Genomic DNA, 26,905 nt, shown 5'->3' on the forward strand with positions numbered 1-26,905 from the left:
ATTATCAGAAATTAAACTGGCGCTCTTCCGTTGTGCCACCGTAATCATTGATAGCCGTCAGCGTCACGCTTTTTATACCACTTTGGGCTGGAAATACCTTGTGACCCAAAGGCGGAATAAATCCTGGGCTGGCTATTAGTTTTCCATCGATTTTCATCTCATTAAGATTAACGTAATAAGCCGTGGGATTAGTTAATTGAACACCATTGGTGTTATGTGATGCTTCCAAACGATTAATAGCATTATTCGCATCATCATCAGATAGCCCTGTTGGGCGATAAATCAGTTTGATAATGTTTTTGATGGTTATGATCATCTTGCTGTTGTCATTTTTTTCAACCGCCGGAATTGCATTAACATTGAGCAAAAATATCGATTCCCGATCCGATGGTAGGTAATTTCCCACATATGAAACTCGAATTTGATGCTCGCTTTCCTTCGCTATCTTAAACAATGGCGGCGTAATAATGAACGGCACTTTGTTTTGACTGTTATCGATATTATCTACCCATGATTGAACAAGATAAGGTCTTTCTGTATCCGAATTAGTGATAGAAATCGTGGCTTCTTTTTGTGAGCCATTATAGATAAGGCGAGTTCCGCCTAAAGTAATCCCTGCTTGTACTTGTCCTATAAAAAGGACAAGTAAAAAGGGAGTAATAAAGCGAAGCATTTTTACTCCTTTACTAATTAAAGATGTTTATTGGGTAATTATGGATATATGATGGTGAAATTGAGTGTTTTATCAATGTTATTAGTAGCAATAGTCGTTTTTGTTGAAACTAATTCTGCTACGAAATTCATAGCTGCTTTTTTTGAATTGATTGTAGCGATATCAGCGACATTTACTCCTGGGGCTATTGCTGTATCATTACCTTGTTTGTGTATTTTAATACCTACCCCATCAACCCCTGAAGCATAAAAATGTTTATTACCATCATCTGGAGTACCCGTGAATAAGATTCCCAGACTTCCGGTAACACTACAAGAAGATAAATTTATAGTGAAGTTTTTACTTTTTCCAACCATATTTGTTGTAATCTCACCCAGGTTATTTTGGAATACGTTTTTTGACAACTTACCGAAATCTACGGTAATGTCTTTTCCTGCTGTTCCTGTGTCTACAGTACATCCATTTTCAATAATCTGACCTGTAAATTTAATTTTCCCATCATAAGATAATGCACTGAAACTGCTAAAAGTCCCTAATATCATCACTAAAGAAGCCCAAATAAAATTCTTTCTCATTTAAAAATTCCTTACCTTAATAAAGATGTGTTTTAGTTTTGTCTATACCCTTCATCCTTCAAGTTGCTGCTTTCACTTATCCCAGTCACATCGTTATCTATGCTCTTGGGGATGCGTTCACTTGCCGTCGCGCTGCAATTTGAAATCTATTGGGTATATATAATAAAACTATATATCTAACCAAAGTGATAATTTAATGGTTGATTATATAATTGAAGACATTTTTATAGTGGTGTGAAACTCAATTGAGTTTACCTCTATTCTTGTCTTTTTTGATTGATGTGAATAAGTCATGACTAATAAATGATTTTTTTATAATCTCCTTGAATATTTCTGTGATGAATAGGTTACACTCATTTGGATACTTATTTCTCGTTTACTGTAGCTTGCATATATCACCACTTTTGAATGGTTTTCGTTATTCTCTGGGTGTTTACTCAAGGCAAGAATTTACCCCGAGCATATCATCATGTTTGTTGATAATAATCTCTGATATTAATTTTAGTCCAAGGAAGCCTATTTTTTGTTCTCGAAAATATCATCTCTTACTGTAAATAACTTAGTGTTATCGATAATGATTCTCACTTTTATGATAATATTGCAAGCAGTAAAGTGCAGTAAAAAGTCATACCAATAATGAATTTCTTACAAGATGATGGCTATAATGCAGTGAGAAACTCTTTTGAAATAGAATTAGGAAAACTGCCATCCCGGTTATGATTATGATGGCAATAACTCTTCTCTAATATCTTCAAATTTTTTATAACTCGGAATTTTCATTTTTCTGTAGGACTATTATCACTCGACGCTGGGGAGTATTAACTAAAATATGATCTTTTTCAACAGCTTAAACAAAAAAAATGATGTTTTTTTTAAAATTGTCAAATTATCTTTCTATTTCATTATGTTATAACTTTAAATTAATCGTTTGATTTAATTGGTTTTGTATGGTTTTAGATTTCTGCATAAGATAATTTTTTACTTTACTATCACTCAAATAGTTTAGTGTGATTTTCAGCCTCATTGTTGGTTATATGATTAATCTTGGTAATCTATCGCAGTTTCGTGTAGTAAGCGGGATATAATTATACGGCTATTAAACATCTTCAAAATATATATCATAGAAATCTGATTTTTATCGTTGTTGAAGAAAATATAATTATTAAAAATCGTGAGTATGGGTGGAGTCTCTACGTTAACGATTTAATTAAGTATTGTAGAAGGAAGCTATATTAATAATTTTAGTGGCTGTTTTTATTAAATGGAAATGAGTGCTGGAAATAGTCGATGAAATTTAAAGAGTAAACAGGAGGTGAAAATTATTCATTGGTGAATATTACCTTAACTTAATTAGTTATAGTATAGGCATTTTACTTGCAAGAACATGGTTATTTTATCTATTGTATTTTTATGGTTATTTCAAAGTATAGGAATGGAATTATTTTATTTTCTTTATTTATAAGGAAAATGATTTAGGTAAAAATCATCAACCAAACCCTTTGATTTTGCGATTTATGTCAGGAAAATCTCAGCCTGGCTGGAGAATGGATGGAGCCAGAATCTGAATTTATAAAAAACTTTTCAGCGGGCCTTTACAATTTATGATTCTGTTAACTAGAATCAAGATAGTCGGTTATTAAAGATTACTTTATTCGTGATATATAAAAATAACATTGGTTATATATGGATTAGAAATGTCATGTTTATGTGACGTAAGACGATACAGAAATTTATATTTTTTGCATAGTAATCCTTTCATAGATTGGCATTTTTCTAAATAGGGATACTGTTCGTTATTTCCTGCCAGGAGATCGCCGCAAGGGAGGCGTAGTACAATGGTGATGGCATCGGCTGTATCGATACTTAGGTTAGGGTTTACCGATTCTGGTTTCGATAGTGCAGCTCTAGAGATGCTTGATAATTTAGAAAGATCATTCCGTGAAATATTTATCGCCTGTCGCAATTGTTTGGTTTTGTTGCCGATATTTGTACAGGTTTTTTTATCTGGTTTTTTGTTAAATCGGAGAGATTGAGATTATTAACATTCTAATAAAAGATGCAGTTATACCCAATAGATTTCAATTTGCAGCGCGGCGGCAAGAGAACGCATCCCTAGGAGCATAGATAACTATGTGACTAGGGTAAGTGAACGCAGCCAACAAAGCAGCAACTTGAAGGATGAAGGGTATAGTCGCTGCTAAGTGAGAGTAATGATAATAATTTAATGATTATTAATTTAAGGAGATAAAGGCACATGATGAAGTTTGTATTGAGAGTTTCCTATTACACTTCAAATGATTAATTATTATATATAACAGCCATTGAGGATACTATGAATAGCTATTACGATTATATAATCATTGCCAGTATGGTGAGTATGGTCTTAATTATGCCGGGACCAACAAATACTCTTCTGGTATCATCTGGATATTCACATGGTTTTATTAGTACACTCAGGCTGATCTTGGCTGAGGCATTTGGTTATTTAACAGCAATTAGTTTGTGGGGGTTATTTTTATCTACAATTTCTCAAACTTTTATATGGTTGTTGGTTGCCTTAAAGCTTTGCGCGTCGACATACATTGCTTATTTGGCTTTTAAAGTTTGGCATTTTTCATTAGGTAAAGGGGAGGCAAACGTTCATTTTAACACAGTATTATTTGCCACTTTGCTTAATCCTAAGGCTTTTGTGTTTGCTACATACATATTTCCTCTTACTGCATTTACTGTGTGGTCAGAATATATTCCTTCCATGGCGGCTTTTATTTGTGCGTTATTACCTGTTTCCTTGATTTGGGTGGGTGCGGGAAAAGTGCTGTATCTGGGCAATCAGGGAAAAGGATGTTTAAAACCCGAACTGTTTTATCGTCTTGCTTCTTTAGTGTTATCTGTTTTTTCGTTCTCAATGTTTTATACGTCAATAAAAGGTGTTTTATATCTCTGACGTAAAGGTTTGGTGCTACCTTTTTATTGGTCTTTTCATATTGGGGGTATGGAGAGACGGATTGTGTAGGGTTTCTTTGTCTCAATTTCTTTTAATGAAAGTGTTGTTCTCTCTGAGCCGTCCCTATCACTGTTACTTGAAGTAGTAAGAACGAAAATGGTAAGAACGGCTCATGTGGTGTCATAGAATACAGGGTAAAGTCATGGTTCCAGCTTATGATGAGAATGAAGAATTATTCCATCAGCGGCTCTGCGTTTCCTCAAATTAATGGTACAAAGGGTGATGCAGGGGGAGGCTCAACTAAATGGTCTTGGCTTTTACTGCTTGCCAACACATTTGCCATTGTTTTAGCAATTTCGTGCTCGCCAATAATGACATGGCTAGCTCCACGCTCCATGATATAGGTCACTTCGTCGTCATAGTCAGCTCGAACGATAATATTCAGATCTGGACGAACCTCTCTTGCACTGGCGACAATCTCGCCCGCTTCATAACCATTCGGTATTGTCAGTAATAGGGAACAGGCACAGTCCAGACGCGCCAGTGACATAATATCTTTGTTGGCGGCATTGCCCATGACGGCACTGATACCTTGTTCACCCAATTCTTCAAATTTGGCTCTGGTATTTTCAATAACAACTAGCGGGAATGCTTGTTCCTGTAGGCGCTGGCATAGCAAACTGCCGATACGTCCATAGCCGACAATAATAATGTGACCACAGATATCGACAGGAATTTGAGTTTCTTCTTCCAGAGTTTCTTCTAATAATTGTTCTTCAATAGTTTCTGTTTTTTCCAGATAGCGATCCAGCAGGCTGAACAGAACTGGGTTCAGCATAATAGAAACAATTGCACCAGCCAGAACAAGATTACGGGCATCCCCATCAAGTAGGCCAAGTGCAGTACCAAGACCTGCCAGAATAAAGGCAAATTCACCGATTTGAGCCAGACTGACCGAAATTGTTAGTGCAGTACGGCGTGAATGGCCGAACATTTTCACTAGTAACATGGCAGCGGCAGATTTACCAATAATAATAATTGCTAGTGTTGCCAGTATCGCTAGTGGCTGCTGGATGAGTACCATTGGGTCGAACAGCATACCAACGGACACGAAGAACAAGACGGCGAAAGCATCTCTGAGCGGCAGCGTATCTTGAGCGGCGCGGTGGCTGAGTTCTGATTCGTTCAGTACCATCCCGGCGAAGAATGCACCTAGTGCGAATGAGGCGTCAAACAGCGTAACAGCGCCGTAAGCGATACCCAGAGCAATGACTAATACTGCGAGGGTGAATAGTTCTCGGGAGCCGGTACTGGCGGTTTTTGCCAGTATCCATGGGATCAGACGGCGCCCAACAACAATCATCAGTAAAATAAAGGCAACAACTTTTCCGACTGTAATCGCAAGTTCCATAATTAACTGTCCGATATTGGCTTCCTTATTATCAAGGATACCGGCAGCCGCAGGCAGTAATACCAGAGTCAGCACCATTGCCAGATCTTCGACAATCAGCCAGCCGATGGCTATCTGACCTCGTTGGCTATCAATCAATTGGCGCTCTTCTAGCGCTCGTAGCAGAACAACGGTACTGGCGGTTGATAAACAGAGGCCAAAGACGATACCGCTAAATAATTCCCAACCCAGTATTGCTGATAGCCCTACACCAAGCAGTGTTGCGACCAATATTTGTGCAATAGCGCCAGGGATAGCAATGGATTTTACTGCCAGCAGATCTTTAAGTGAAAAGTGTAGCCCGACACCGAACATTAATAAGATAACACCAATTTCTGCCAGTTCCGGTGCCAGTGAGGCATCAGCGACAAAACCAGGAGTGAAAGGGCCTGCGAGTACACCGGCGGTAAGGTAACCGACCAGTGGTGAGATTTTCAGGCGTTGTGCCAGCATGCCAAGCAAATAAGCGAGGACAAACCCGCCAACGAGAGTGGTGATAAGTGGTGTCGAATGCTCCATTAAGATTCCTTCTTGCTGAGGCTATTAAATAGCATAGTGAAGAGGTAGGTGTCATAGTATTTTATAGATAATTCGAGGTAAATTCGCTAAAAAAATGAATAAAACATCAAAAAATATCGATTGAAAGGATTAAATTACCCGTAACAGGGATTTGTATTGATATGTTTGATTATTTATGAGGTATATAAAGGCTACTTCCACATAAAAAATGACTTTTATGTGGCGCTATTATGGTGATTTTTCTAGTTATTGTCTTCTATATTAGGTAATAAAGCGGTAAATATCCCAAGTAACGGTAGAAAAGCACAAATCTGATAAACTAGTTCAATACTTGTTCTGTCCGCAATGTTACCAAGTACCGCTGCGCCGATACCTCCCATACCAAAAGCGAGTCCGAAAAATAGACCGGATATCATCCCGGTTTTACCGGGAATAAGTTCCTGTGCGTATACCAGGATTGCAGAGAACGCAGATGCCAGAATCACACCAATAATCACTGACAGAATACTTGTCCAGTACAGAGAAGCGTAAGGCAGAACTAATGTAAAAGGAGCTACTCCGAGGATAGATATCCAGATGATATACTTCCTGCCGATTCTATCGCCAAGAGGTCCCCCAATAATGGTTCCGGCTGCAACTGCGAATAAAAAAACAAACAGATGGAGCTGGGCGCTTTGTACGGAAATGTCGAATTTGTGGATTAAGTAAAAAGTATAATAGCTACTGATACTGGTGAGATAAAAGAATTTGGAAAATATTAAAATTAACAAAATAATCAGAGAGCCTATCACGGCTTTTTTTGGTAAAACTTTAACGACATGACCCGTTCTGACTTGATTATTCTTAATATAATTCTGAGCTTTATACCATTTACTGATCTGCAATAGTACGATAATTCCCAGTAATGCGGCCAGAGAGAACCAGCCAACATTGCCTTTGCCATAAGGTGCAATAAATATAGCGGCTAGCAAAGGTCCGAGGGAACTACCGAAATTACCACCGACCTGGAAAAGCGATTGAGCTAGTCCATGACGGCCACCGGATGCCATACGTGCTACGCGTGATGATTCCGGGTGGAATACCGAAGAGCCAATGCCAATTAATGCGGACGCTAATAGAATTAACGGGAAATTGTTAGCGTGAGCCAGCAGTAGCAGACCTGATAAGGTGAAGCTCATTCCAATGGGTAATGAATAAGGTTGTGGATGTTTATCGGTATAGAAACCTATCAGTGGCTGTAATAGCGACGCGGTAATTTGGTAGGTCAACGTGATCATACCGATTTGCACAAAACTCAAGTTGAATTCTGATTGTAATAAAGGATAAATCGCCAGGATCAGCGATTGGATCATATCGTTCAATAAGTGTGAGATGCTAATCGCCCCAAGAATAGTAAAAACGGTGTTCTTGGTTTTGCTTGCATGAGAGGAGACTGTCGTTGTGTTGCTCTGTTCGTTCATATTGACTGCCAGCTTGTCTTAGGGGGGAGTTTGTTAGTTATTTGTTACATTTTATATATTAGGCTGATAGTTAATTTTTTACTACACCGTAGATAGTTTGATGATACGCTCAAAAAAATGAAACGAAACATGTTCTAATAATCACATAACGTAACCTATTTCAGAAATGATTTGTTAATCCCGCCTTGTTAGCTTTTGAAGCTGTTTTTGCATGGCAATTCACTTAAAAAAACATGGAGATATACCATGAAGTTTTCGTTTAAGACCTCAGCTTGTGCTTTGGTTGTTTCTATGACATTACTTCCAACAATGGCAAATGCATGGGAAAAAGATAAAACCTATGACATTACTATTTTGCACACTAACGACCATCATGGGCATTTTTGGTATAACGACCACGGTGAATATGGTTTAGCCGCTCAAAAAACAGTTGTTGATGAAATCCGTCAAGAAGTCACCAAGAAAGGCGGCAGTGTGTTATTGCTTTCCGGTGGAGATATTAATACTGGCGTACCAGAGTCTGATTTGCAAGATGCGGAGCCTGATTTTAAAGGAATGAATCTGGTAGGTTATGATGCAATGGCGTTGGGTAACCACGAGTTTGATAATCCGCTGTCAGTATTGCGTCAGCAGGAAAAATGGGCGAAATTTCCGTTCCTCGCGGCCAATATTTACGATACCGGCACCGGTAAACGTTTGTTCAAGCCTTATACCATCTTTGATAAACAAGGGGTGAAAATTGCGGTTATCGGCCTGACGACTGATGATACGGCGAAAATCGGTAATCCTGCTAATTTCCCTAATGTTGAATTTCGTGTTCCCGCGATAGAAGCGAAAACGGTTGTAGAGGAACTGAAAAAAAATGAAAGACCAGATGTGATTATTGCAGCAACCCATATGGGGCACTATGACAACGGTAATCATGGTTCTAACGCGCCGGGTGATGTTGAAATGGCGCGTAGTTTGCCTGCGGGTTATTTGGATATGATTGTAGGTGGCCATTCACAAGATCCGGTTTGTATGTCTGCGGAAAATAAAAACTACAAACAGATCGATTATGTACCGGGAACACCATGTTCGCCTGATCGTCAGAATGGTATTTGGATTGTTCAGGCGCACGAGTGGGGTAAATATGTTGGCCGTGCTGATTTTGAGTTCCGCAATGGTGAATTTAAGCTGACACATTATCAGTTAATTCCCATTAATCTTAATAAAAATGTGAAAAAATCAGACGGTTCTACTGAACGTGTTTATTACACTGATGAAATTGCGCAAAACCCGGAGATGATAAAGTTGCTAACACCTTACCAGAATAAAGGTGATAAACAGTTAAACGTAAAAGTAGGTTCTGTTGAAGGTAAACTGGAAGGTGATCGTAACAAGGTTCGTTTTGTTCAGACCAATATGGCTCATGTTATCCTTTCTGCTTTGATGGAACGCGCGAATGCTGATTTCGCTATTATCAGTGGCGGCGGTATTCGTGATTCAATTGAATCCGGCGATATCACTTATAAAGATGTACTGAAAGTGCATCCATTTGCCAACTCATTGGTTTATGTTGATCTGAAAGGTAGTGAAGTTGAAAAATATCTGGCAGTGGTTGCTAACATGAAAGTTGACTCCGGTGCTTATGCTCAGTTCTTGAATGTTGATTTGATTGTTGATGGCAAGGGGGTTAAAGATGTCGAAATCGGTGGGAAGCCATTGGATCTGAATAAAACTTACCGCCTGGCAATGCTTGACTTTAATGCTATCGGTGGTGATGGTTATCCACGTCTGGATAATCATCCAGCCTATGTCAACACGGGTTTTGTTGATGCAGAAGTTCTGAAAGATTATATCGAGAAGCATTCACCCTTGAAAGCGACTAACTATGCGCCAAAAGGTGAAATTGTTTATCAATGACCCCGGATAAAGTATAAATCAAAAAGGGTTGCAATCTGGCAGCCCTTTTGAGGTGATATTAAAAGTATGAAAGGTAAAGTTAACGTTCTGTTTCTATTATAAAATGATCACTAGTGTCACAATTTCATTACATAGAATAATTTTATAATTAAGGACAATGGATGAAATGGAGTCTTGAAATTGGTACTCTAATTATGGCTCTGTTGTCTGTATATAAACAGGTAATATTCCGAACAAATAAGAATAACGAAAATAACATGTTATTCCTCTTTGATAGGCCAATAGAAATATTGGCCTTTTTTTATCTCGATTTTTCTAGCAACATCTGAAGTAAATTGCCTTCGCCGTACAGGTGCAAAGCGCCAACAGCAACCAGATACCGCCCGGCAGGCAATTCCCGTAAGTATTTATTCCACTGTCTGTTACGATCAATCATCAGTAGTTGATAGATATCTTCACTGAAAGTTGTTGGTAAAGAATGTGTTTGTTGTTTAGGTTGATAATCCATCCACCAGCTTATCATTGTTTGTAAAGCACGGGCGTTGGCGTGCCAATGTAACAATGTATCTTCTAGTAGTGACAGACCATTATTCGGGAGCTGATTAAGTAAATGAATCTGTGAGTCAGTCCCCTCAAGCTCGATAATCATTTTTCCTTGTGCTTTGGCTGCATTCAGTAGCTGATAATCAATACCGTAGTGAGGATGCAATCCAAGGTTTTGCGCTTGCCCTGCTTGCAAAATTAACGCGATTTGCCATGAAGGTAATAAATTGAGTGGTTCTTCTTGTTGGCGGATTTCATTGCAATAGCGCCGAAAATCCTGATACATCTCAGAAGATAGACGTTGTTCGATACGAGAGTGTGATTGAAATTCGTTATGAAATGGGAAACCTGCTTGAGTAACATCGGCTTCCACAATTAATGTATCGGATTGATTAAGTTGATCCATTAATATTTCAGAAAGTGGAAACATATTTTCAGTTCCCATATGAATACTGCCCACCAGATGCAAATGTTTATCACCTGTCAGAGTAATATCATAAGCTGGATAGGGATAACGGCGGGAAGGGTTCAGCCCCAGCATATTAGTAAGATATTTAATCAATCGTCCCATTTGTACTCCGGTTCAGCATTTATTTTCAGGCTAATATTACAGCGGTACTTCGGCTGTATCTTTATTTATTTCCATTGCTGTTTCTTTACTCCTGTTATGATTCCAAGGCTAAGGTCATTGTGTATGCCTGGGTCAACGATGAGGAGACGTTGCGTTCGGAAGGTAGTAAGTCTGACCCCTATGCGATCTTCGGGAAGATGCTGGGACGGTGAAATCCACCCGATGACTGGGCTACATTGATCGCAGCCAGCCAGCAGAAGTGGTCATAACCGGAGTAATTCAGAAATGGAAGGTAACAAAGATGTAATGCAATCTGTTACTTAAACAAACCAGAATGCCTTGGCTGTTAATTTGTCAGTCAGATAGGTGAGAGATGTAAAGTGCGATCGTAGATACCGCACTTTTACGATCTAACCAAGTCGATGCATTATGATTTAGGCTTAAATCTCAACAAACGGTTAGCATTACTCACCACTGTAATTGAAGAAAGTGCCATTGCTGCACCCGCTATCACGGGATCTAACAATGTTGCGGTAAACGGATAGAGCACCCCAGCTGCGATTGGAATACCCAGTGTATTGTAGATAAATGCCCCTAGCAGGTTCTGTTTCATATTGCGCAGAGTTCCTTTAGACAATTCAACCGCATCGGCGACACTATGCAAACTGTGGCGCATCAGGGTCATCGACGCGGTTTCAATGGCGATATCACTACCACCGCCCATTGCAATCCCGACATCAGCCCGCGCCAGTGCAGGGGCATCGTTAATACCATCCCCCACCATAGCAACTTTGCGACCTGCCGCCTGAAGTTTCTGGATAACCTCCGCTTTGCCATCAGGCAATACACCTGCGATAACTTCATCAATCCCTGCTTCTTGCGCAATCGCATTGGCAGTCACTGGGTTATCGCCGGTCAGCATCACTAAACGGTAGCCCTGATGATGTAATCGTTCCAATGCAGCAATGGTATCTTCACGAAGTGGGTCGCGAATTGATAGCACTGCCGCAACTTTACCGCCCACGGCCAGAAGAACCGGTGTGATGCCTTTCTCTGCCTGTTGGGCAATCAGTGGTTTTAGTTCCTCTGTATCAACTTGATTTTGTTCCAGCAATGTTTGATTACCCAACAACAAGGTTGTGCCATGCACTTCACCACTGATACCCAGCCCAGCTATAGTGCGAAATTGTTCAACTTGCGGTAATAACAATCCTGCGGTTTTGGCAAGTATTGCTTTGGCTAATGGATGGTTCGAACCATTTTCCAGTGCGCCTGCCCAACACAAGACTTCTTGTTCACTGTACCCATTGAAAGTATGGATATCAGTAACTTGTGGCATGCCTTCAGTCAGCGTTCCGGTTTTATCGAAGACAATCGTGTCCAATTTGCTGGCTTGTTGCAAGGCATCGGCATCCCGAACCAAAACACCGAATTCTGCTGCTCGACCAACGCCAGAAATAATCGACATAGGTGTTGCCAGCCCAAGGGCACAAGGACAGGCAATAATCAGCACCGTGGTAATAATGACTAACGAATACATAATCTGTGGTGCTGGGCCAATGAAGTACCAAATAGCACCTGAAATCAGAGCTATCGCGACGACAACCGGAACAAACACTGAGGAAATTTTATCTGCCAACTGACCAATCTCTGGCTTACTGCTTTGTGCCTGACGTACCAGTTTGATAATCCGTGCTAATGCCGTTTGATTACCCACTGCGGCGGCAGTAAACAGTACTGTGCCATCCTGTACAGTCGTACCGGCATGAACGTTATCGCCTTTGGATTTTTGCTGGGGAATCGGTTCACCGGTCAACATTGCTTCATCTATCCAAACTTCACCTTGAATGATTTCACCATCAACAGGGATACGATCACCGGTCGCCAAACGTAATGTCATGCCCGGTTTAACATTAGCCAATGGTATCTCTTTTTCGCCATCTTCTGTCACTACACGGGCTGTCGGTGGTGTCAGATCCAGTAAACGTTCCAGTGCTTTTGAGGAACGCTGGCGGGCTCGTTGTTCCAAAGCATGGCCCAAATTTATCAAGCCGATAATCATAGCGCTGGCTTCGTAATAAAGATGGCGTGCCTGTGGTGGAAAAATATCCGGCCACAGGTTGACACTGATAGAATAAAGCCAAGCTGCACCCGTTCCCAATGCCACGAGTGTATCCATGGTGGCACTGCCGTTTTTTAGGCTTTGCCATGCATTGCGATAGAAATGACCACCGGCAAAGATCATTACAGCAAGCGTAATGATCCCGATAGTCAGCCAGATAGTATGGTTTTCTGGTGTGAGCATCATATTATCGCCCATCATACCCCACACCATCACGGGAATACCGACGACCAATGCTAATGCTGACTGCCAGCGAAAACGGCGCATATTGGCTTCGGAGACTTGTTGCTGACGTTCACGACGCTTGGCTTCATCCTGAATCAGTTCTGCTCCGTATCCGGCTTTTTCCACGGCTTGAATTAGTGCGTTAGGTGATGCGCTACCGGTAATTAAAGCGCTGCGTTCCGCAAGGTTTACTCTGGCATTTTCCACGCCTTCGACACTCTGTAACGCTTTCTGAACCTTATTCACACAACTGGCACAAGTCATGCCATCCAGCAGCAACTGGATACTGTCATCGCTATCACTGATCATGAATTCGTCAGTTTTTTCGACCGGAACAGAAGAGATTGCCGCTGCCAAAGGTTCCGGTCTATTTGAAGCAGGTATTGTCAGCGGCTCAGATTTTGGGAAATGTTGACCAGAAGCCAGTTCTGCGTGATAACCCGCCTGTTCAACTGCCGCAATCAACATATCGGCATCGACTTTGCCATACACTTTAGCTGTTTTAGTATTCACGTCTGCGGCAACAACACCATCTACAGCTTCCAGAGCTTTACGTGTTGTACCGGCACAATGCATGCAACTGAGGCCAGATAGCGCCAGTTCGATATCAGGCTGGTTGGCAATTTCAGCATCATAACCGGCTTCCTTAATCGTTTCGATTAATGATTCAGGGGAGGCTTCGCCAGTGATTTTAGCGTAATCGAGAGTAATTTCTGCCTGTTTCACGTCTGCACGATTTCCTAATGCTTTTTTCACACTGTTAACACAGTGCATACAGGAGAGTCCCTGTAAGGTTAAAATAGTTGTATGTGACATAAAAAAACCTCCTAATACATAGTGACGTAATTATTTTTCACACTTGTGTAATAATTGTTGATTATATTTACTACAACCCAAGTGAATCTCTGGCTTGTTACGAAGGTTAAACCTTCCCGTCAGGGGAAGGTCAAGGGGAAAAAATGAACATCAGTGAAATTGCTCGAAAAACCGGCCTGACCAGTAAAGCTATTCGGTTTTATGAAGAAAAGGATCTGATCACACCGCCTGAAAGAGGAGATAATGGCTACCGTTATTATCAGCAGAAACATATTGATGAATTAACGCTGTTGCGGCAGGCGAAACAGGTCGGTTTTACGCTTGATGAATGTCGTGAGTTTTTAATGTTATTTCGCGATCCCAATCGTCACAGTGCTGATGTAAAAGCGGCAACGCTGCATAAAGTGGCTGAGATAGAAAAGACGATTGAAGAGTTACAGAAAATCAGAAGTAAATTGCTTTCTTTGGCGGAAGAGTGCCCTGGAGATGACGGGGCGGTATGCCCCATCATAGATCATTTATCGGGTTGTTGCCTTCATCACTGAGAATTGATGGGTTTTACTTTCAGAGTAATACCATCAACAGCAATGACTTCTACTTCGGTATTGGCTGGTAGTTCACTGTTACAGTGAACTCGCCAACTACCATCAGCAAGCTTGACCCGACTGTAACCATTTTCGGTATCGGCGGTCAGTTTGGCATGGATACCGATGAGCTGGTGGTCTTTCTGATTCAGTGTATCGTTACCTTTTGCTGGGTGACGACGTAACCAGTAGCGCCACAGTATCGCAGATAGCAGTGTCAGAGTTGCAAACAGAATACCTTGCCATTCCCAGCTCATTCCCGGCAGAAACCAGGTGACAAGTGCAACAACGATAGCGGCTGTACCCGTCCATAATAGATAACCGCCGGTTCCCAGAAGCTCTGCGATTAACAGTAAGCCCCCGAAGGAGAACCAGAGCCAGGGGATCTGATCTGTAATCTGTGCAATCATGTTTACTTACCTTTTTTGCTTTCGCCAATCAGTTCAGTAATACCGCCAATCGCGCCCATCAGATTGCTGGCTTCCAGAGGCATCATAATCACTTTGCTGTTATTGGAGGCACCAATACTGGTTAGCGCGTCCGTATATTTCTGGGCAACAAAGTAGTTAATTGCCTGCATGTTACCGTCAGAAATCGCATCAGAAACCATTTTGGTTGCCCGTGCTTCTGCTTCGGCGGCCCGTTCACGCGCTTCTGCCTGAAGGAATGCAGACTGACGTTCCCCTTCTGCTTTTAGAATCTGAGACTGTTTTTCACCTTCTGCTTTCAGAATAGCAGCCTGACGGATACCTTCCGCTTCCAGAATATCAGCACGTTTTGTACGTTCTGCTTTCATTTGAGCGTTCATGGCAGAAATCAGTTCTTTCGGTGGACGAACATCACGGATCTCAATACGGGTAATTTTTACTCCCCATGGGTTAGTGGCTTCATCGACGATATGCAGTAGACGGCTGTTGATGGAGTCACGCTGAGATAACATTTCATCCAGTTCCATCGAACCCAGAACTGTACGGAAGTTAGTCATTGTCAGGTTAATGATAGACAGCTCAAGGTTGCTGACTTCATAGGCAGCCCGAACAGGATCGACGACCTGAATAAAGCAGACCGCATCAATGGTCACATTGGCGTTATCGCGGGAAATAACTTCCTGTGAAGGAATATCCAGCACTTGCTCCATCATGTTAATTTTACGGCCAATGCGGTCGATAAAAGGGATAATAATATGCAGACCCGGCAATAAAGTTCGGGTATAACGGCCAAAGCGTTCTACTGTCCATTGATAACCTTGCGGTACTGTTTTTACGCAAGTAAATACAATCACCACTGCAATGAATATCAGAATAGGTACGGCACCAAAAGCAAATAAATCCATAGCAATTCCTTAATCAAATAAATCAGTAAAGCAGCGAATAAACCAGGCGACGATATTGCGAAGCCAGAGCATTACCGGTTCCCATTGCAGACATAATATCCATCATTGTTTTCCGTATTGCACCATTGGCAGCAGAAAGATCCTTTTTCAGGAAGCCCAGTAGTAATTCCAGAGCTTCTTCATTACGACTGACTTCGTGCAATTTCAGCGCGAGTTTAACAGCCAATTCTGCATTTTCCGGTTGAATAGAGAACTCTTGTTGCAATTGTTGGATCTCCGGTGTATCCGCCGCTTGCTTTTGTAACTCAATTTGAGCCAGTAAACTATGATAATGAGAGTCTTGATCCTGTAATGGAATAAGATTCAGAATTTCCTGGGCTTCTTGTATATTATTGAGCATAATTTGCACTTCGGTCAACATTAGTGCAATTTCACTGTTTTTGGGGGCTAATTGCCAAGCTTCTTTCAATAACGGTAGTGCTTCCTGATGTTTTCCTTCTGCGATAAGTTCCTCAGCTTGAGCAGCTTTTAACTCCTCCGGCTTGGGCAATACGCGAGTAAGTATCTCTCTAATCGCTTTTTCGGGTTGTGGACCCTGAAAACCATCTACGGGTTGGCCTTGTTGCAAAATGTAAACAGTAGGAATGGCTCGTAAACCAAATTGTGCTGCGATCATTTGTTCTTTATCACAATCCACTTTTGCCAGGACCAATTGATCGGCATATTCTGCGGCTAGTTTATCCAGCGTTACACTTAATTCCTGACAGTGAGGGCTACGTTCAGACCAGAAATAAAATAAAACCGGCACAGTCATAGACTGTTCAATAGTTTGATGCAGATTACTTTCGTTGATGTCAATTCCAGTAGTGGTTGTTAGCATATAATGGGTCTCTTAAATTCGATGTTGTAGGGTATTATTGAACAGATGAGGTTACTTTCCTAACTTTCAAGTTGTACCACTCTGTTTAGTCAGTATTTTATCCATTAATCTGCCCGGTAAAATCCGGCGCATAATGGTTACCGCGTGAGTTATCCAGGTCACTGGATAACGTAATTTAGGATTCGGGCTTTCTAAAGCATGAATCAATTTACGCACAACGGCTTCGGGTGTCAGTGTGAAATGGCGGGCAATGCTGGGGTTTTTGACCGGCTTATCACTTTGTGTCTGATTCACGTTCTCGGTAAAACGTGTTTTTATCGGACCTGGCACAATCAAGCTGGCTTTAATGCCGGTACCTGCCAATTCCATTCTTAACGCATCTGACCATGCTTCCAGAGCATATTTACTGGCAGAGTAAGCACCACGGCCTGGGGTTGAAATGAGTCCCATAACCGAACTGGTTTGGATAATACGACCTTCACCATGAAGTTGCATGGTTGGGAGTAGTAAACAGGTAAGTTGATGTGTACCAAACAGATTGGTAGAGAATTGGTGTTCCAGTTGTTCACGACTGATAGTGTTCAAAGGGCCATAAATACCAAAGCCGCCATTATTAAACAGTCCGTAAAGGCGGCCATTGGTTAGCCTGATGACCTCGGCAGCGGCACGTTCAACACTCATCTTGTCATCAAGATCCAATTCGATAGGTTCCAGTCCTAGCTCGCGCATATGTTGTAAATCTGCGGGTTTTCGGCAGGCTGCTAATACTCGGTAGCCTCGCTGATGTAGTGTTTTAGCCGCTACCAGACCGATTCCACTGGAACAGCCGGTGATAAGAACTGACTTTTGCATAACTTTACCTATTTATATACATCAATTTGTTGAAACTAATAGTTTACTACTTAAGAATAATTAAGATGTGCTGATAGTGTGTCGGACATCCAATCAGCGATAAATGGTTGGGCGGCCAGATTAGGGTGCAATCCGTCTTGTTGTACCCACTCCGGTTTAATCGCGACTTGTTCCATATAAAACGGGAGCAGGGGAATTTGATTATGTTCTGCCAGTCTGGGGTAAATTCTGGCAAAAGATTCAGTATAACGGCGCCCGTAGTTTGGTGGCAGACGGATCTGCATTAATAAAGGTTGAATATTGGCTTGTTTCACTAAGGTGATGATCTGTTGCAGATCGTGTTCTGTTTGTTGTGGGGGAAAACCGCGTAATCCATCATTGGCACCCAATTCTATCAGCACCCAACGGGGTTGATGTTGTTTAAGTAATCCAGGTAGCCTTTCAAGGCCCTGAGCGGCAGTGTTACCGCTGATGCTGCCGTTGATGACAGTGATTTTATTGCCGGATTTCTGCCATTTTTTTTCCATCAGAACAGGCCATGATTGTTCAACAGGCAGATGGTAACCTGCACTGAGGCTATCACCGAGAATCAGCAGGGTATCCGCCGCAATAGCTCTGGCGCTGGATAACACCACTAGTAATAGGAAAAGTAAATGGTAACGGGAAATATTCTTGAAGTTCAGCATCTCAGTAAGCACGTTGGTCAGGGGGAACACCGGATCACTATATTGCAGGGAGTCGGGCTGGTTGTCGAGCCTGCGCAGACTATTGCTTTGGTGGGAGAGTCGGGATCGGGTAAATCCACACTGCTTGGCATTATTGCCGGGTTGGATGATGGTAGTGACGGTGAAGTCCGGCTGTTGGGACATAATTTAAGCCAGATGAATGAAGAACAGAGGGCGCAACTACGGGCTGAGAATGTCGGTTTTGTATTTCAGTCATTTATGTTAATTCCGACTTTGAATGCATTGGAAAATGTCCAGCTTCCTGCTTTATTACGTGGTGAGTCTGAAAGTAGTAGTAAAAAGCAGGCAATTGAATTGCTTGAACAACTCGGATTGGGGAAGCGTTTAAAACATATGCCAGCCCAACTTTCTGGTGGTGAACAACAAAGGGTGGCGTTGGCTCGGGCATTTAGCCGTCAGCCCAAAATTCTGTTTGCTGATGAACCAACCGGTAATTTGGATCGACAAACTGGTGATCGCATTGCTGACTTACTGTTTTCTCTAAATCGTGATTATGCCACAACGCTAATTCTGGTCACTCATGACAGCCAGCTTGCTGCCCGTTGCCAACGTTGCTTGCGGCTGGTTGATGGAACATTGAGGGAAGAAAGATGATTTGGCGCTGGTTCTGGCGCGAATGGCGCACTCCCTCTTTATTGATTGTTTGGTTATCCCTCACTCTGGCAGTAGCCTGCGTGTTGGCATTAGGCAGGATCAGTGATCGCATTGATCAAAGTGTTCATTACCAGAGCCGGGATTTTCTGGCGGGTGATCTGGTGCTGCGGGCTTCTTATCCGGTAGATAATAGATGGTTACAACAGGCGAAAGATCTTGGGTTAAAGTTGAGTAGCCAGCTCTCTTTCACCACGATGACCTATGCCGGGGATACGCCTCAACTGGCAAATGTGAAAGCCGCAGACAGTCTCTATCCGTTATATGGCAAGCTGGAAACTCATCCACTTGGTTTGAAAGTAGAAAAAGGTACCGTTCTGGTTGCTCCTCGCTTACTTGAACTGTTGAAAATCAAAATTGGCGATAATCTGGATGTAGGTGACACCACACTCAGAGTCAGCGGAGAATTAATTCAGGAGCCAGACAGTGGCTTCAACCCATTCCAGATTGCGCCGCGGATTTTAATCAGTCTTGATGATGCGCAATCTACAGGGGCAATTCAGCCGGGTAGCCGCCTGACTTACCGTTATATGTTTTCCGGTGATAAAGAAGCAGTTTATCAGTATCAGCAGTTGATTGATCCACAACTTAAGGCTGATCAGCGCTGGTATACCTTGAAGCAGGATAGTGGCGCGCTGGCAAAATCTATTGCTAGAGCGCAACAATTCCTGTTGTTATCAGCTTTGCTCACGTTATTACTTGCCGTTGCTGCCGTGGCAGTATCCATGACTCACTATTGCCAGAGCCGTCATGACTTGATCGCTGTGCTTAAAACATTGGGTGCGGGGCGCTGGGCCTTGCGTAAGTGGGTGATTGGTCAGTGGTTGGCGTTATTGGGTGCGGCGGCATTAGTGGGCGCGCTTTTAGGATTGATGTTTGAATATCTGCTAGTACACATCCTGGCGTCTATGTTGCCGAAGGCTTTACCAGAAGCAGGATTCTGGCCGTGGGTATGGGCATTGGGGGCATTATCTGTGATTGCTTTGCTGGTGGGAATGCGTCCATATCGGCAATTAATGACAACTCAGCCATCACGAGTACTGCGTGATGATATTATCGCCCCCATCTGGCCATTACGCTATTACTTGCCATTGGTGACATTGGTTGTGGTGAGTGGGCTGGTTTTTCTGGTTGGTACCAGTCCTATGTTATGGGCGTTACTTGCTGGTGTAATGATTGTTGCGGTGTTATTAGCTGTACTCGGTTGGGGAGGATTGTGGCTATTGCGTCATCTGAAATCCCGCCATCTCAGTTTTCGTTTAGCGGTTAGCCGATTGCTGCGGCAGCCATTTCAGACGGTGACTCAATTGGCGGCTTTCTCTTTATCATTTATGTTACTTGCTTTGTTGTTGGTGGTCAGGGGCGATTTACTTGACCGCTGGCAGCAACAATTGCCGCCAGACAGCCCAAACTATTTTCTGATTAATATGACTGGGCAGCAAATTCCACAGGTAAAGCATTTACTGGCTCAGTATCAGGTTAAACCTGCGGAGTTTTATCCAGTGGTATTGGCTCGCTTGACGGGAATTAATGATCAATCAGCCATAGCGTGGGCAGATACCAAAGAACCAGAAAGCAACATTGTGCGGCGGGAATTGAACTTGACATGGAAAGAAGAACTACCCCCGTTTAATACTTTGACAGAAGGTAGTTGGCCGCCAACAGAAAATGAGGTTTCTATTGAACAAGGGGTTGCTGAGCGTTTGGCAATCAAAATCGGCGATAAACTGACATTCAGTGGCGATACGCAGCAATTCAGTGCCATAGTCAGTAGTATCCGGTTGGTGGATTGGGAAAGCTTGCGGCCAAATTTCATATTTATTTTCCCAAAACGAACATTGGAAAATCAGCCGCAAACCTGGTTGACCAGCTTCCATTATGAAGGTGATGGCCGCCTTCTGACCGAACTTAATCGTCAGTTTTCGACATTGAGTTTGCTTGATACGGGGGCCATGATTAAGCAAATTCAGGATATTTTGCAACAGGTAGGCAAAGCACTGGAGGTTATGGTCGGGTTGGTCATGGTATGTGGCATCTTACTCCTGTTAGCTCAGATTCAGGTAGGAATGCACCGGCGGCAACTTGAACTCGTGGTTTACCGTACCTTGGGAGCGAGTAAGCCATTACTGCGCCGTACCCTCTGGAGTGAATTTGCTTTGCTTGGATTAATGGCGGGTTTTGCTGCGGCATTAGGCGCAGAAGCTGCGCTTTGGTTATTGCAAATAAAGGTTTTTGATTTTCCATGGCAACCAGAATGGCAGATGTGGCTCTTACTGCCAATCATCGGCAGCTTATTGCTTTCTTTATGTGGTAGTTGGCTGGGGATCAGGTTGTTACGAGGAACCGGATTACATCGGCAGGTTCAAAAGGGATAATTGCCAGGCATTCAGGGAATGGGTAGGTTTGTTGTGAACCCATTCCCTGATTAGAAGTTGGTGTTTTATCTGTAGCTCTCTTTATCGATGTTTATACCTGTTATCTTTCAAGTTGCCTCTTTGTTGGCTGCGTTCACTTACCCCAGTCACATCGTTATCTATGCTCCTGGGGATGCGTTCATTTGCCGCCGCGTTGCAAATTGAAATCTATTGGGTATAGGCAAATTCAGCTCTGAGTTGTGGCAGGATTTTTTCGCCGAAAGTGGTTAAGCCCTTAACATAATCAGGGAAGATCAACATAACCCCATCTAATTCGCATTCACGTAGTAAATCTGATAATTGTTTGCGACATGTTTCCGGGTTGCCAATAGCTGTGTGGGTCATGAAGGCATTTTGGGATCTTTCAACCATAGCATTGCTTTTTTCGCCAACATCGACGCCAAAACTGTGCATCATGCTTTTAACGGCTTCTATATCCAGACCATCACGATAGAACTGTGCCAGCGTTTCAGCTTCTTCATCTGTTTCAGCGCAGATAATCGTACTCATACAAAAGGTTTTGGCGGTGGTACCGTATTCTGCTGCAATACGTTTAGCCATCAGACTGATTTGTCGTGTTTCTTCTTCATCTTTACCACCAATAAAACACACATCGGTATGGCGTACACTAAAACGCAGCCCACGTTCTGACTGACCGGCGCATACCAAATAAGGGCGAGGAACGGAAATAGGTTTAGGTTCGGAAACGCAATTAGTTAAATTAAAGTAATCCCCTTGATGATCAACCTGCTTTTCACACCAAAGTCGTTTGATCAATTGAGTCCATTCTTCGGTCATTGCGTAACGTTGATCGTGATCTAAATGGCTATCCCATTCTCCCATTTGTTCAAATTCGTCTTTAAAGGAGCCAGAGACAATATTCAGTCCGGCGCGTCCATGACTTATCTGATCCAATGTCGCGATCATTTTGGCTGTCACGGCAGGGTTATGCAGCCCGGCATGCATGGTCGCGATAAGTCGGGCGTGATGAGTGACTTCGGCAATACCTGCCATCATTGTGACTGATTCCAACGAACTGCCCCAATGTTCTGTTTCACCGCCAAAGCCACGCCATTTACTCATGGACATAATAAAATCTAGGCCAATTTGATCAGCCAGAATAGCTGCTTCACGGTTTTGCTGATAAGAAGCATCCAGTGGTGGGGTATTTTTAGAAATAATCCATCCACCTTTGGCGATAGGTAGAAATACTCCGAATTCTTTATTTGCCATCATTAATTCCTTGTTTGTGTGTTATAAGGAATGCCTTTTTATACCCTTCATCCTTCAAGTTGCTGCTTTCACTTGCCGCCGCGTTGCAAATTGAAATCCACAGGGTATAGGTTTATTTTATTTTTAAATTTAGTTAAGCAAGGAACTGTTGCCAGAATGTTTCCTTGCTATTTGTAAAGGTGGTTTCATCGTAAATGTGATAATCAGAATGATAAGCACCGGTATAGCAATAATGAGAAATGCCGGTGTAAAACTACCTGAATAATCCTTAATGGCTCCCACCAGAAAAGGGGCGAAACACGCGACAGTGGAGATTAAGTTCACCACTGAAAATAATTCCAGATAGGGCGCGCGACCAAAATAATTGAACAGTAATATGCTGGATGCCAGAAAGGTCATGCCATAACCGATGCCAATACACAAAGTGAATAGGATTAAAAATGTCCATGAGGTAGCGGCACTGAGTGCGATAAGACCACAGATAATTATCGACAGACTGCCGATAAGCAGTTTCTTGGGATCGAGCCATTCACCAACAGCACCTCCTGCAAATCTTGAGAATGCGTTAATAAAAGCCAAAATACTGAGCGAGGAAGCAGCGACAGATTCGCTAAATCCATTTTCAGTAATATGGGCTACAGCAAAACTGTTGACGGTTATTCCACACAATAAGAAAGAAGTATAAGCGGCTGCAATGGCATAAAATTGCCAGGTGTGCAGTGCTTGCCGGACATTCCATATTTCCCTCGTGCGATAGATACTGGAAGGGACATGGTCTTGTTGATTTTGGCTGACTCTTTCAGCATGGGCATTTTCCTTTTTACCTTCTCGCATAATTAAAATGGTCAATAGACTGATCAACGTCAGTAATACCCCGGAAATTGCCCAGTGCATACGCCAGCTTCCCCAAAATACCGTTGCCAGGAAATAGATCCACGGACCCACCACACCACCTAATCCTCCAATGGTGAAATAGATACCAAAAGCGAGTGATTGTTTTTCAAAAAGTCGGCTGATGACATAAGTTCCGGGAACAGTAGCCATAAGACTAAAGCCGATGCCTAATAGTGTTGTACCGGTGAAATAAGCGGTGAGACTGTGAGTGTTATAGAGGATATAAAAGCCGGTGATAAAAGTGAGTGTACCGATCAGTAAGGTGACACGAACATTTGTACGGCGAATAAACATTGCCGGGAGATAACTGGCCAGTCCACATGACAGACCAAGTAAAGTGAATCCCAGACCTGCATCAGTCCAACTCCAGTGTAATTCCTTGATCATACTGGGTAACACAACGCCCAATGAAGTAAATGTGGTTGCGGTGACCAAAAAGTAAACTAAACCCAACAGTATCAGCAGGAGCCACTGATAAATACGTCCGAACCTGTCATGTTGAATGGGCATCTTGACTCCATAATGGATAGAAGTGATCAAAAAATTCCTGATATTTTATTTTGGTATCAGAAGAAACTATATCGAATAAAGGCTCCATAGCTAAATTGATCAGTTCGATAATAAGATGTATCTCTTATTTTATATTTATTTTTTATTGGATTCAGGACAATGCCTACCCATAAATGACCGGGTTGGTTACCGAGGTGTTTTCCTAAATCGTAATGCAATTCTGGTTTGAAATCGATAGTTTCAGGTTTCCCATGTAAACCTAATGTATAATCAAAAGTCCCAACAATGCGGAAATCACCTAAACGATTGTTGAAGGGAATTCCATAATCGATATGAACTCGCTGATCATTCCAGCTACTATTGCCGTTATTCTCAAAATAAAAGGTTGTACGCAACCAACTAGTCCAATTTGTCTGCCAGTCAATACTGATACCTGGGAAATAGTCGTAATCTATGCCTTTAGTTTTAGCAACCCATTGAGCGAACAAAATATCTTTTAACGGCCCAAAAGAGATGTCATTTCCCGTGACTTTACTAAAGCTCACTCTTGGTACAACTTTATAATAATAGGTGCTTTTATCACCTTTATAATCATTTTGCAGCGAGTTTTGCCAAATACTATAGACGTACATATCGCCGACACTATAGTCGCCGAAAGCCTCTAAAATCGGTGAAAGGGTTTTTCTGGGATCGACCCGATTCTCAAATTGCATATAAAGGCTGGTATCAATAGATTGAAAATTAACAAAATTACTGGCTTGAGCTTGATTGATTGCTGGCAGCAATAAAAGTATTGAAAGTAATCGGCTCTTCTTTAAGCGGGTGTTGATCCAGCGACGGATGAGTGCCAAATAAGCGGTATAATAAAGTGGAAAAGAGATCCTTGAAGAGAAAAAAAGCAGCGGGCAGTTTTTCGTATCGTGGGTTTTTGAGGCAAATAACACGAAGGTACCCCTTCTTATGCGGTATTGGGCTGATGGTAGTTAGCATTGATCTGATAGGATGGTTTTGTCAAAGGGATATTTGATTTTATTGATAAAAGGTGAGGAGAATAGAAAAATAAGATTATTTTAACCTTAGTGATTTTTTAGTATTAGTAATATATTGATTATTTAATTAACGATGGTTTTTTAATTTTGTGTTGAGAATTTGAAAAATGATTGTTAATTAATTCGAGTTTAGACTAAAATAATAAATGGATATTTATTTTAGTCTGTGTCCCGTAATCTATTTAAGGAAGAAATTCAGCGGAAACACTTGCCATTCTTTTTTTTATGATTATATGGAATAAATGGTTTTTATATTTCTATATTTCTATATTTCTATATTTCTATATTTCTATATTTCTATATTTCTATATTTCTATATTTCTATATTTCTATATTTCTATATTTCTATATTTCTATATTTCTATATTTCTATATTTCTATAACATGATTTGTCATCATTTTATGAGCCAATTTAGTTGATGTCATTCCTCGTAATTAAAGGGATTATTTAAGATGTTCGTTAAAGTTTATACAAAAATATGATTTATTTTATTGCTATAACTTATGAAAATTATCAACGGAAATCTTTAATCTCTTTGAAATAATTACCACCCAATCATGAAGATGTTATTTTTATGACCAGGTATTAATTGTAACCTAAGTTAAATATTATTAAGGACTATATTGTTATGAAAGCATAAATGGTTACAGGAAAATAAAAACATTAAACCTATTAACGAGTTGATAATATATAATATTGCTTATGACCGATCAGAAGTATTAATTTAAATAATATAATTCATCCTATATATACCCAATAGATTTTAAATTGCAGCCAACAAAGCAGCAACTTGAAAGATGAAGAGTATAAATACCAAAAAGGATATGTAATAATGAATACATCAAGTTATCTCTTTCTTAATGCAGAAAATATTAAGTACAATGAAATCTCTGTTTCTAATAGAGTGTATGCAGGTTATCCAAAACATATCAATAATGATTGGCCTAACCTTCCTGTAGAATTTCAAAGGCATATCGACGATATTATTAATTTAAATGGCTATTTGTATTTTTTTAAAGGTTCACAATATCTTAAATTCGATATAGAGAAAGCGCAAGTAAGTGATGGACCGAAGCCGATTATCGAAGGATGGCCTAGATTAGCAGGAACCGAATTTGAAAATGGGATAGATGCAGCCACGGAATGGATAGATATAAATGCCCCAGACAAAACAGATGTTGTTTGTTTCTTTAAGGGTAGCGATTGTATCGATTATACAGTGAGCTCACATACGATTAACCAGAAAACTATCTCGGAAAAATTAGGAGCCACAGGAAAATATGCAGAATTCAGTGCAAATATTGATGCGGCTATTTTATGGAGAACCCGAGGATACCATTATATCTTCATTTTCAAAGGTAATTCTAATATCCGATTTAATCTTAAATTAAATGCCATTGATAGAGGACCATATACCCCTAATAAAACTAATTGGATAGGCGTCGATTTCAAAAAAATTCAAGCTGCTATATCAGTCGATACTGACTTATTAGGTAGCAAACAATATGGCGGAACATGTGGTAATAATGATACCGGTAAATATTGTTTCCAATTATCTAAAAACACCCAATTTAGGCTGACAACTTACACAAATACTGATGTTCATCAGCAAACTGTAAAAGTGTATGTTGATGACATTCTGGTAGATACATTAACCGGTAAGGGAATAGATAACTTAATAGCTACCAAATCCTATTCATCGGGTGCAGGCAAAGTCTGTATTGAGATCGCCGGAGATGGCAAACCATGCAAACTCCGCTATGCTTATAACACACTTGATGGAAAACCGGGGACTGTCATTATTGGGGCCGAAAATGGCAACAATAACCATTACAACGACAGTGTGGTCCTATTGAATTGGTAAACAGGTTGGAATTAAAAAGAGATCAAATTTATCAATGAATTAAAGCGGTATTATACCGCTTTTTTGTTGTGTGTCATAATAAGGATATTGC

Annotated in this window: 21 protein-coding genes; 7 read left to right on the forward strand and 14 right to left on the reverse strand. The window is 41.4% G+C overall.

Translation table 11 applies throughout. The features are described 5' to 3' along the window. Window positions 1–4: 4 nt before the first annotated feature. A complete protein-coding gene (locus EAE89_RS11805) occupies window positions 5–673 on the reverse strand; it encodes a fimbrial biogenesis chaperone (RefSeq protein WP_054477523.1) in 669 nt (222 codons plus the stop codon). A gap of 38 nt (window positions 674–711) precedes the next feature. Next, window positions 712–1,248 (reverse strand): fimbrial protein, encoded by a 537-nt coding sequence (locus EAE89_RS11810; protein ID WP_054477521.1) that lies wholly within the window; start codon window positions 1,246–1,248, stop codon window positions 712–714. Window positions 1,249–3,580: 2,332 nt separating this feature from the next. Between EAE89_RS11810 and EAE89_RS11815 the strand changes: the two genes are divergently transcribed. After that, window positions 3,581–4,192, forward strand: a complete 612-nt coding sequence (locus EAE89_RS11815; RefSeq protein ID WP_054477517.1) for a LysE family translocator — start codon at window positions 3,581–3,583, stop codon at window positions 4,190–4,192. Between the two features lie 259 nt (window positions 4,193–4,451). On the opposite strand, the gene ybaL is transcribed toward EAE89_RS11815, so the two are convergent. Both ybaL and EAE89_RS11825 read right to left on the reverse strand, forming a co-directional pair. Further along, the gene (gene ybaL, locus EAE89_RS11820; protein WP_214085894.1) at window positions 4,452–6,161 is read right to left on the reverse strand and encodes a YbaL family putative K(+) efflux transporter; all 1,710 of its coding nucleotides are present in this window, start codon (window positions 6,159–6,161) and stop codon (window positions 4,452–4,454) included. Between the two features lie 242 nt (window positions 6,162–6,403). After that, window positions 6,404–7,621: an MFS transporter gene (locus EAE89_RS11825; protein ID WP_149617116.1), complete on the reverse strand. Its 1,218-nt coding sequence runs from the start codon at window positions 7,619–7,621 to the stop codon at window positions 6,404–6,406. Between the two features lie 246 nt (window positions 7,622–7,867). Here EAE89_RS11825 and ushA point away from each other — a divergent pair, with 246 nt between their 5' ends. Then, window positions 7,868–9,526, forward strand: a complete 1,659-nt coding sequence (gene ushA / locus EAE89_RS11830) for a bifunctional UDP-sugar hydrolase/5'-nucleotidase UshA (protein WP_214085895.1) — start codon at window positions 7,868–7,870, stop codon at window positions 9,524–9,526. 301 nt (window positions 9,527–9,827) lie between these two features. Here ushA and EAE89_RS11835 read toward each other — a convergent pair whose 3' ends face one another. Continuing rightward, window positions 9,828–10,640 (reverse strand): TraB/GumN family protein, encoded by an 813-nt coding sequence (locus tag EAE89_RS11835; RefSeq protein WP_214085896.1) that lies wholly within the window; start codon window positions 10,638–10,640, stop codon window positions 9,828–9,830. Window positions 10,641–10,714: 74 nt separating this feature from the next. Between EAE89_RS11835 and EAE89_RS11840 the strand changes: the two genes are divergently transcribed. Beyond that, complete coding sequence (locus EAE89_RS11840) at window positions 10,715–10,852, forward strand: type II toxin-antitoxin system YhaV family toxin (RefSeq protein WP_425312801.1); 138 nt, start codon at window positions 10,715–10,717, stop codon at window positions 10,850–10,852. 215 nt (window positions 10,853–11,067) lie between these two features. Here the strand turns inward: EAE89_RS11840 and copA are convergent, their stop codons facing one another. Next, window positions 11,068–13,803: a copper-exporting P-type ATPase CopA gene (copA, locus tag EAE89_RS11845; protein ID WP_214085897.1), complete on the reverse strand. Its 2,736-nt coding sequence runs from the start codon at window positions 13,801–13,803 to the stop codon at window positions 11,068–11,070. Between the two features lie 143 nt (window positions 13,804–13,946). Between copA and cueR the strand changes: the two genes are divergently transcribed. Then, complete coding sequence (gene cueR, locus EAE89_RS11850; RefSeq protein ID WP_054477505.1) at window positions 13,947–14,348, forward strand: Cu(I)-responsive transcriptional regulator; 402 nt, start codon at window positions 13,947–13,949, stop codon at window positions 14,346–14,348. Here the strand turns inward: cueR and EAE89_RS11855 are convergent. From EAE89_RS11855 to tesA, 5 genes are all read right to left on the reverse strand, one after another. Then, on the reverse strand, window positions 14,342–14,797 hold the full coding sequence (locus tag EAE89_RS11855; protein ID WP_054477503.1) for an NfeD family protein: 456 nt from the start codon (window positions 14,795–14,797) through the stop codon (window positions 14,342–14,344). The genes cueR and EAE89_RS11855 overlap by 7 nt on opposite strands. A gap of 2 nt (window positions 14,798–14,799) precedes the next feature. Continuing rightward, complete coding sequence (locus tag EAE89_RS11860) at window positions 14,800–15,720, reverse strand: SPFH domain-containing protein (RefSeq protein ID WP_054477501.1); 921 nt, start codon at window positions 15,718–15,720, stop codon at window positions 14,800–14,802. A 22-nt stretch (window positions 15,721–15,742) separates the two neighbouring features. Beyond that, the gene (locus EAE89_RS11865) at window positions 15,743–16,600 is read right to left on the reverse strand and encodes a co-chaperone YbbN (protein ID WP_149617114.1); all 858 of its coding nucleotides are present in this window, start codon (window positions 16,598–16,600) and stop codon (window positions 15,743–15,745) included. Window positions 16,601–16,666: 66 nt separating this feature from the next. Further along, the gene (locus EAE89_RS11870; protein ID WP_054477496.1) at window positions 16,667–17,452 is read right to left on the reverse strand and encodes an SDR family oxidoreductase; all 786 of its coding nucleotides are present in this window, start codon (window positions 17,450–17,452) and stop codon (window positions 16,667–16,669) included. A 50-nt stretch (window positions 17,453–17,502) separates the two neighbouring features. Further along, window positions 17,503–18,138 carry a multifunctional acyl-CoA thioesterase I/protease I/lysophospholipase L1 gene (tesA, locus tag EAE89_RS11875; protein WP_054477544.1) on the reverse strand — a complete coding sequence of 212 codons (636 nt, stop codon included), beginning with the start codon at window positions 18,136–18,138 and terminating at the stop codon, window positions 17,503–17,505. Between tesA and ybbA the strand changes: the two genes are divergently transcribed. Both ybbA and ybbP read left to right on the forward strand, forming a co-directional pair. Beyond that, a complete protein-coding gene (ybbA, locus tag EAE89_RS11880) occupies window positions 18,106–18,792 on the forward strand; it encodes a putative ABC transporter ATP-binding protein YbbA (protein ID WP_054477494.1) in 687 nt (228 codons plus the stop codon). The two genes, tesA and ybbA, sit on opposite strands and share 33 nt — an antisense overlap. After that, window positions 18,789–21,224 (forward strand): putative ABC transporter permease subunit YbbP, encoded by a 2,436-nt coding sequence (gene ybbP, locus EAE89_RS11885; protein ID WP_214085898.1) that lies wholly within the window; start codon window positions 18,789–18,791, stop codon window positions 21,222–21,224. Before ybbA ends, ybbP begins: the two co-directional genes overlap by 4 nt. Before the next feature lie 207 nt (window positions 21,225–21,431). On the opposite strand, the gene EAE89_RS11890 is transcribed toward ybbP, so the two are convergent. The 3 genes from EAE89_RS11890 to EAE89_RS11900 all read right to left on the reverse strand — a co-directional run bounded on the left by EAE89_RS11890 (window position 21,432) and on the right by EAE89_RS11900 (window position 24,844). Then, window positions 21,432–22,496 carry an LLM class flavin-dependent oxidoreductase gene (locus EAE89_RS11890; protein ID WP_149617125.1) on the reverse strand — a complete coding sequence of 355 codons (1,065 nt, stop codon included), beginning with the start codon at window positions 22,494–22,496 and terminating at the stop codon, window positions 21,432–21,434. 129 nt (window positions 22,497–22,625) lie between these two features. Beyond that, on the reverse strand, window positions 22,626–23,900 hold the full coding sequence (locus EAE89_RS11895; RefSeq protein ID WP_214085899.1) for an MFS transporter: 1,275 nt from the start codon (window positions 23,898–23,900) through the stop codon (window positions 22,626–22,628). Between the two features lie 56 nt (window positions 23,901–23,956). Continuing rightward, window positions 23,957–24,844 carry an outer membrane protein OmpK gene (locus tag EAE89_RS11900; protein ID WP_235525410.1) on the reverse strand — a complete coding sequence of 296 codons (888 nt, stop codon included), beginning with the start codon at window positions 24,842–24,844 and terminating at the stop codon, window positions 23,957–23,959. A 938-nt stretch (window positions 24,845–25,782) separates the two neighbouring features. Between EAE89_RS11900 and EAE89_RS11905 the strand changes: the two genes are divergently transcribed. Continuing rightward, on the forward strand, window positions 25,783–26,814 hold the full coding sequence (locus EAE89_RS11905) for a fucose-binding lectin II (protein ID WP_149617112.1): 1,032 nt from the start codon (window positions 25,783–25,785) through the stop codon (window positions 26,812–26,814). The last annotated feature ends 91 nt before the right edge of the window (window positions 26,815–26,905 follow it).

Source organism: Photorhabdus heterorhabditis (assembly GCF_018448905.1).
Taxonomy (GTDB): domain Bacteria; phylum Pseudomonadota; class Gammaproteobacteria; order Enterobacterales; family Enterobacteriaceae; genus Photorhabdus; species Photorhabdus heterorhabditis.

Bases quoted from the DNA above. Each gene is read 5' to 3' on its own strand.
- EAE89_RS11805 (WP_054477523.1), bottom strand. From the start codon at position 673: ATGCTTCGCTTTATTACTCCCTTTTTACTTGTCCTTTTTATAGGACAA.
- EAE89_RS11815 (WP_054477517.1), top strand. From the start codon at position 3,581: ATGAATAGCTATTACGATTATATAATCATTGCCAGTATGGTGAGTATG.
- EAE89_RS11810 (WP_054477521.1), bottom strand. From the start codon at position 1,248: ATGAGAAAGAATTTTATTTGGGCTTCTTTAGTGATGATATTAGGGACT.
- copA (WP_214085897.1), bottom strand. From the start codon at position 13,803: ATGTCACATACAACTATTTTAACCTTACAGGGACTCTCCTGTATGCAC.
- ybaL (WP_214085894.1), bottom strand. From the start codon at position 6,161: ATGGAGCATTCGACACCACTTATCACCACTCTCGTTGGCGGGTTTGTC.
- EAE89_RS11855 (WP_054477503.1), bottom strand. From the start codon at position 14,797: ATGATTGCACAGATTACAGATCAGATCCCCTGGCTCTGGTTCTCCTTC.
- EAE89_RS11870 (WP_054477496.1), bottom strand. From the start codon at position 17,452: ATGCAAAAGTCAGTTCTTATCACCGGCTGTTCCAGTGGAATCGGTCTG.
- ybbA (WP_054477494.1), top strand. From the start codon at position 18,106: ATGGTAACGGGAAATATTCTTGAAGTTCAGCATCTCAGTAAGCACGTT.
- tesA (WP_054477544.1), bottom strand. From the start codon at position 18,138: ATGCTGAACTTCAAGAATATTTCCCGTTACCATTTACTTTTCCTATTA.
- EAE89_RS11835 (WP_214085896.1), bottom strand. From the start codon at position 10,640: ATGGGACGATTGATTAAATATCTTACTAATATGCTGGGGCTGAACCCT.
- cueR (WP_054477505.1), top strand. From the start codon at position 13,947: ATGAACATCAGTGAAATTGCTCGAAAAACCGGCCTGACCAGTAAAGCT.
- EAE89_RS11860 (WP_054477501.1), bottom strand. From the start codon at position 15,720: ATGGATTTATTTGCTTTTGGTGCCGTACCTATTCTGATATTCATTGCA.
- EAE89_RS11865 (WP_149617114.1), bottom strand. From the start codon at position 16,600: ATGCTAACAACCACTACTGGAATTGACATCAACGAAAGTAATCTGCAT.
- EAE89_RS11890 (WP_149617125.1), bottom strand. From the start codon at position 22,496: ATGGCAAATAAAGAATTCGGAGTATTTCTACCTATCGCCAAAGGTGGA.
- ybbP (WP_214085898.1), top strand. From the start codon at position 18,789: ATGATTTGGCGCTGGTTCTGGCGCGAATGGCGCACTCCCTCTTTATTG.
- EAE89_RS11825 (WP_149617116.1), bottom strand. From the start codon at position 7,621: ATGAACGAACAGAGCAACACAACGACAGTCTCCTCTCATGCAAGCAAA.
- EAE89_RS11905 (WP_149617112.1), top strand. From the start codon at position 25,783: ATGAATACATCAAGTTATCTCTTTCTTAATGCAGAAAATATTAAGTAC.
- EAE89_RS11895 (WP_214085899.1), bottom strand. From the start codon at position 23,900: ATGCCCATTCAACATGACAGGTTCGGACGTATTTATCAGTGGCTCCTG.
- ushA (WP_214085895.1), top strand. From the start codon at position 7,868: ATGAAGTTTTCGTTTAAGACCTCAGCTTGTGCTTTGGTTGTTTCTATG.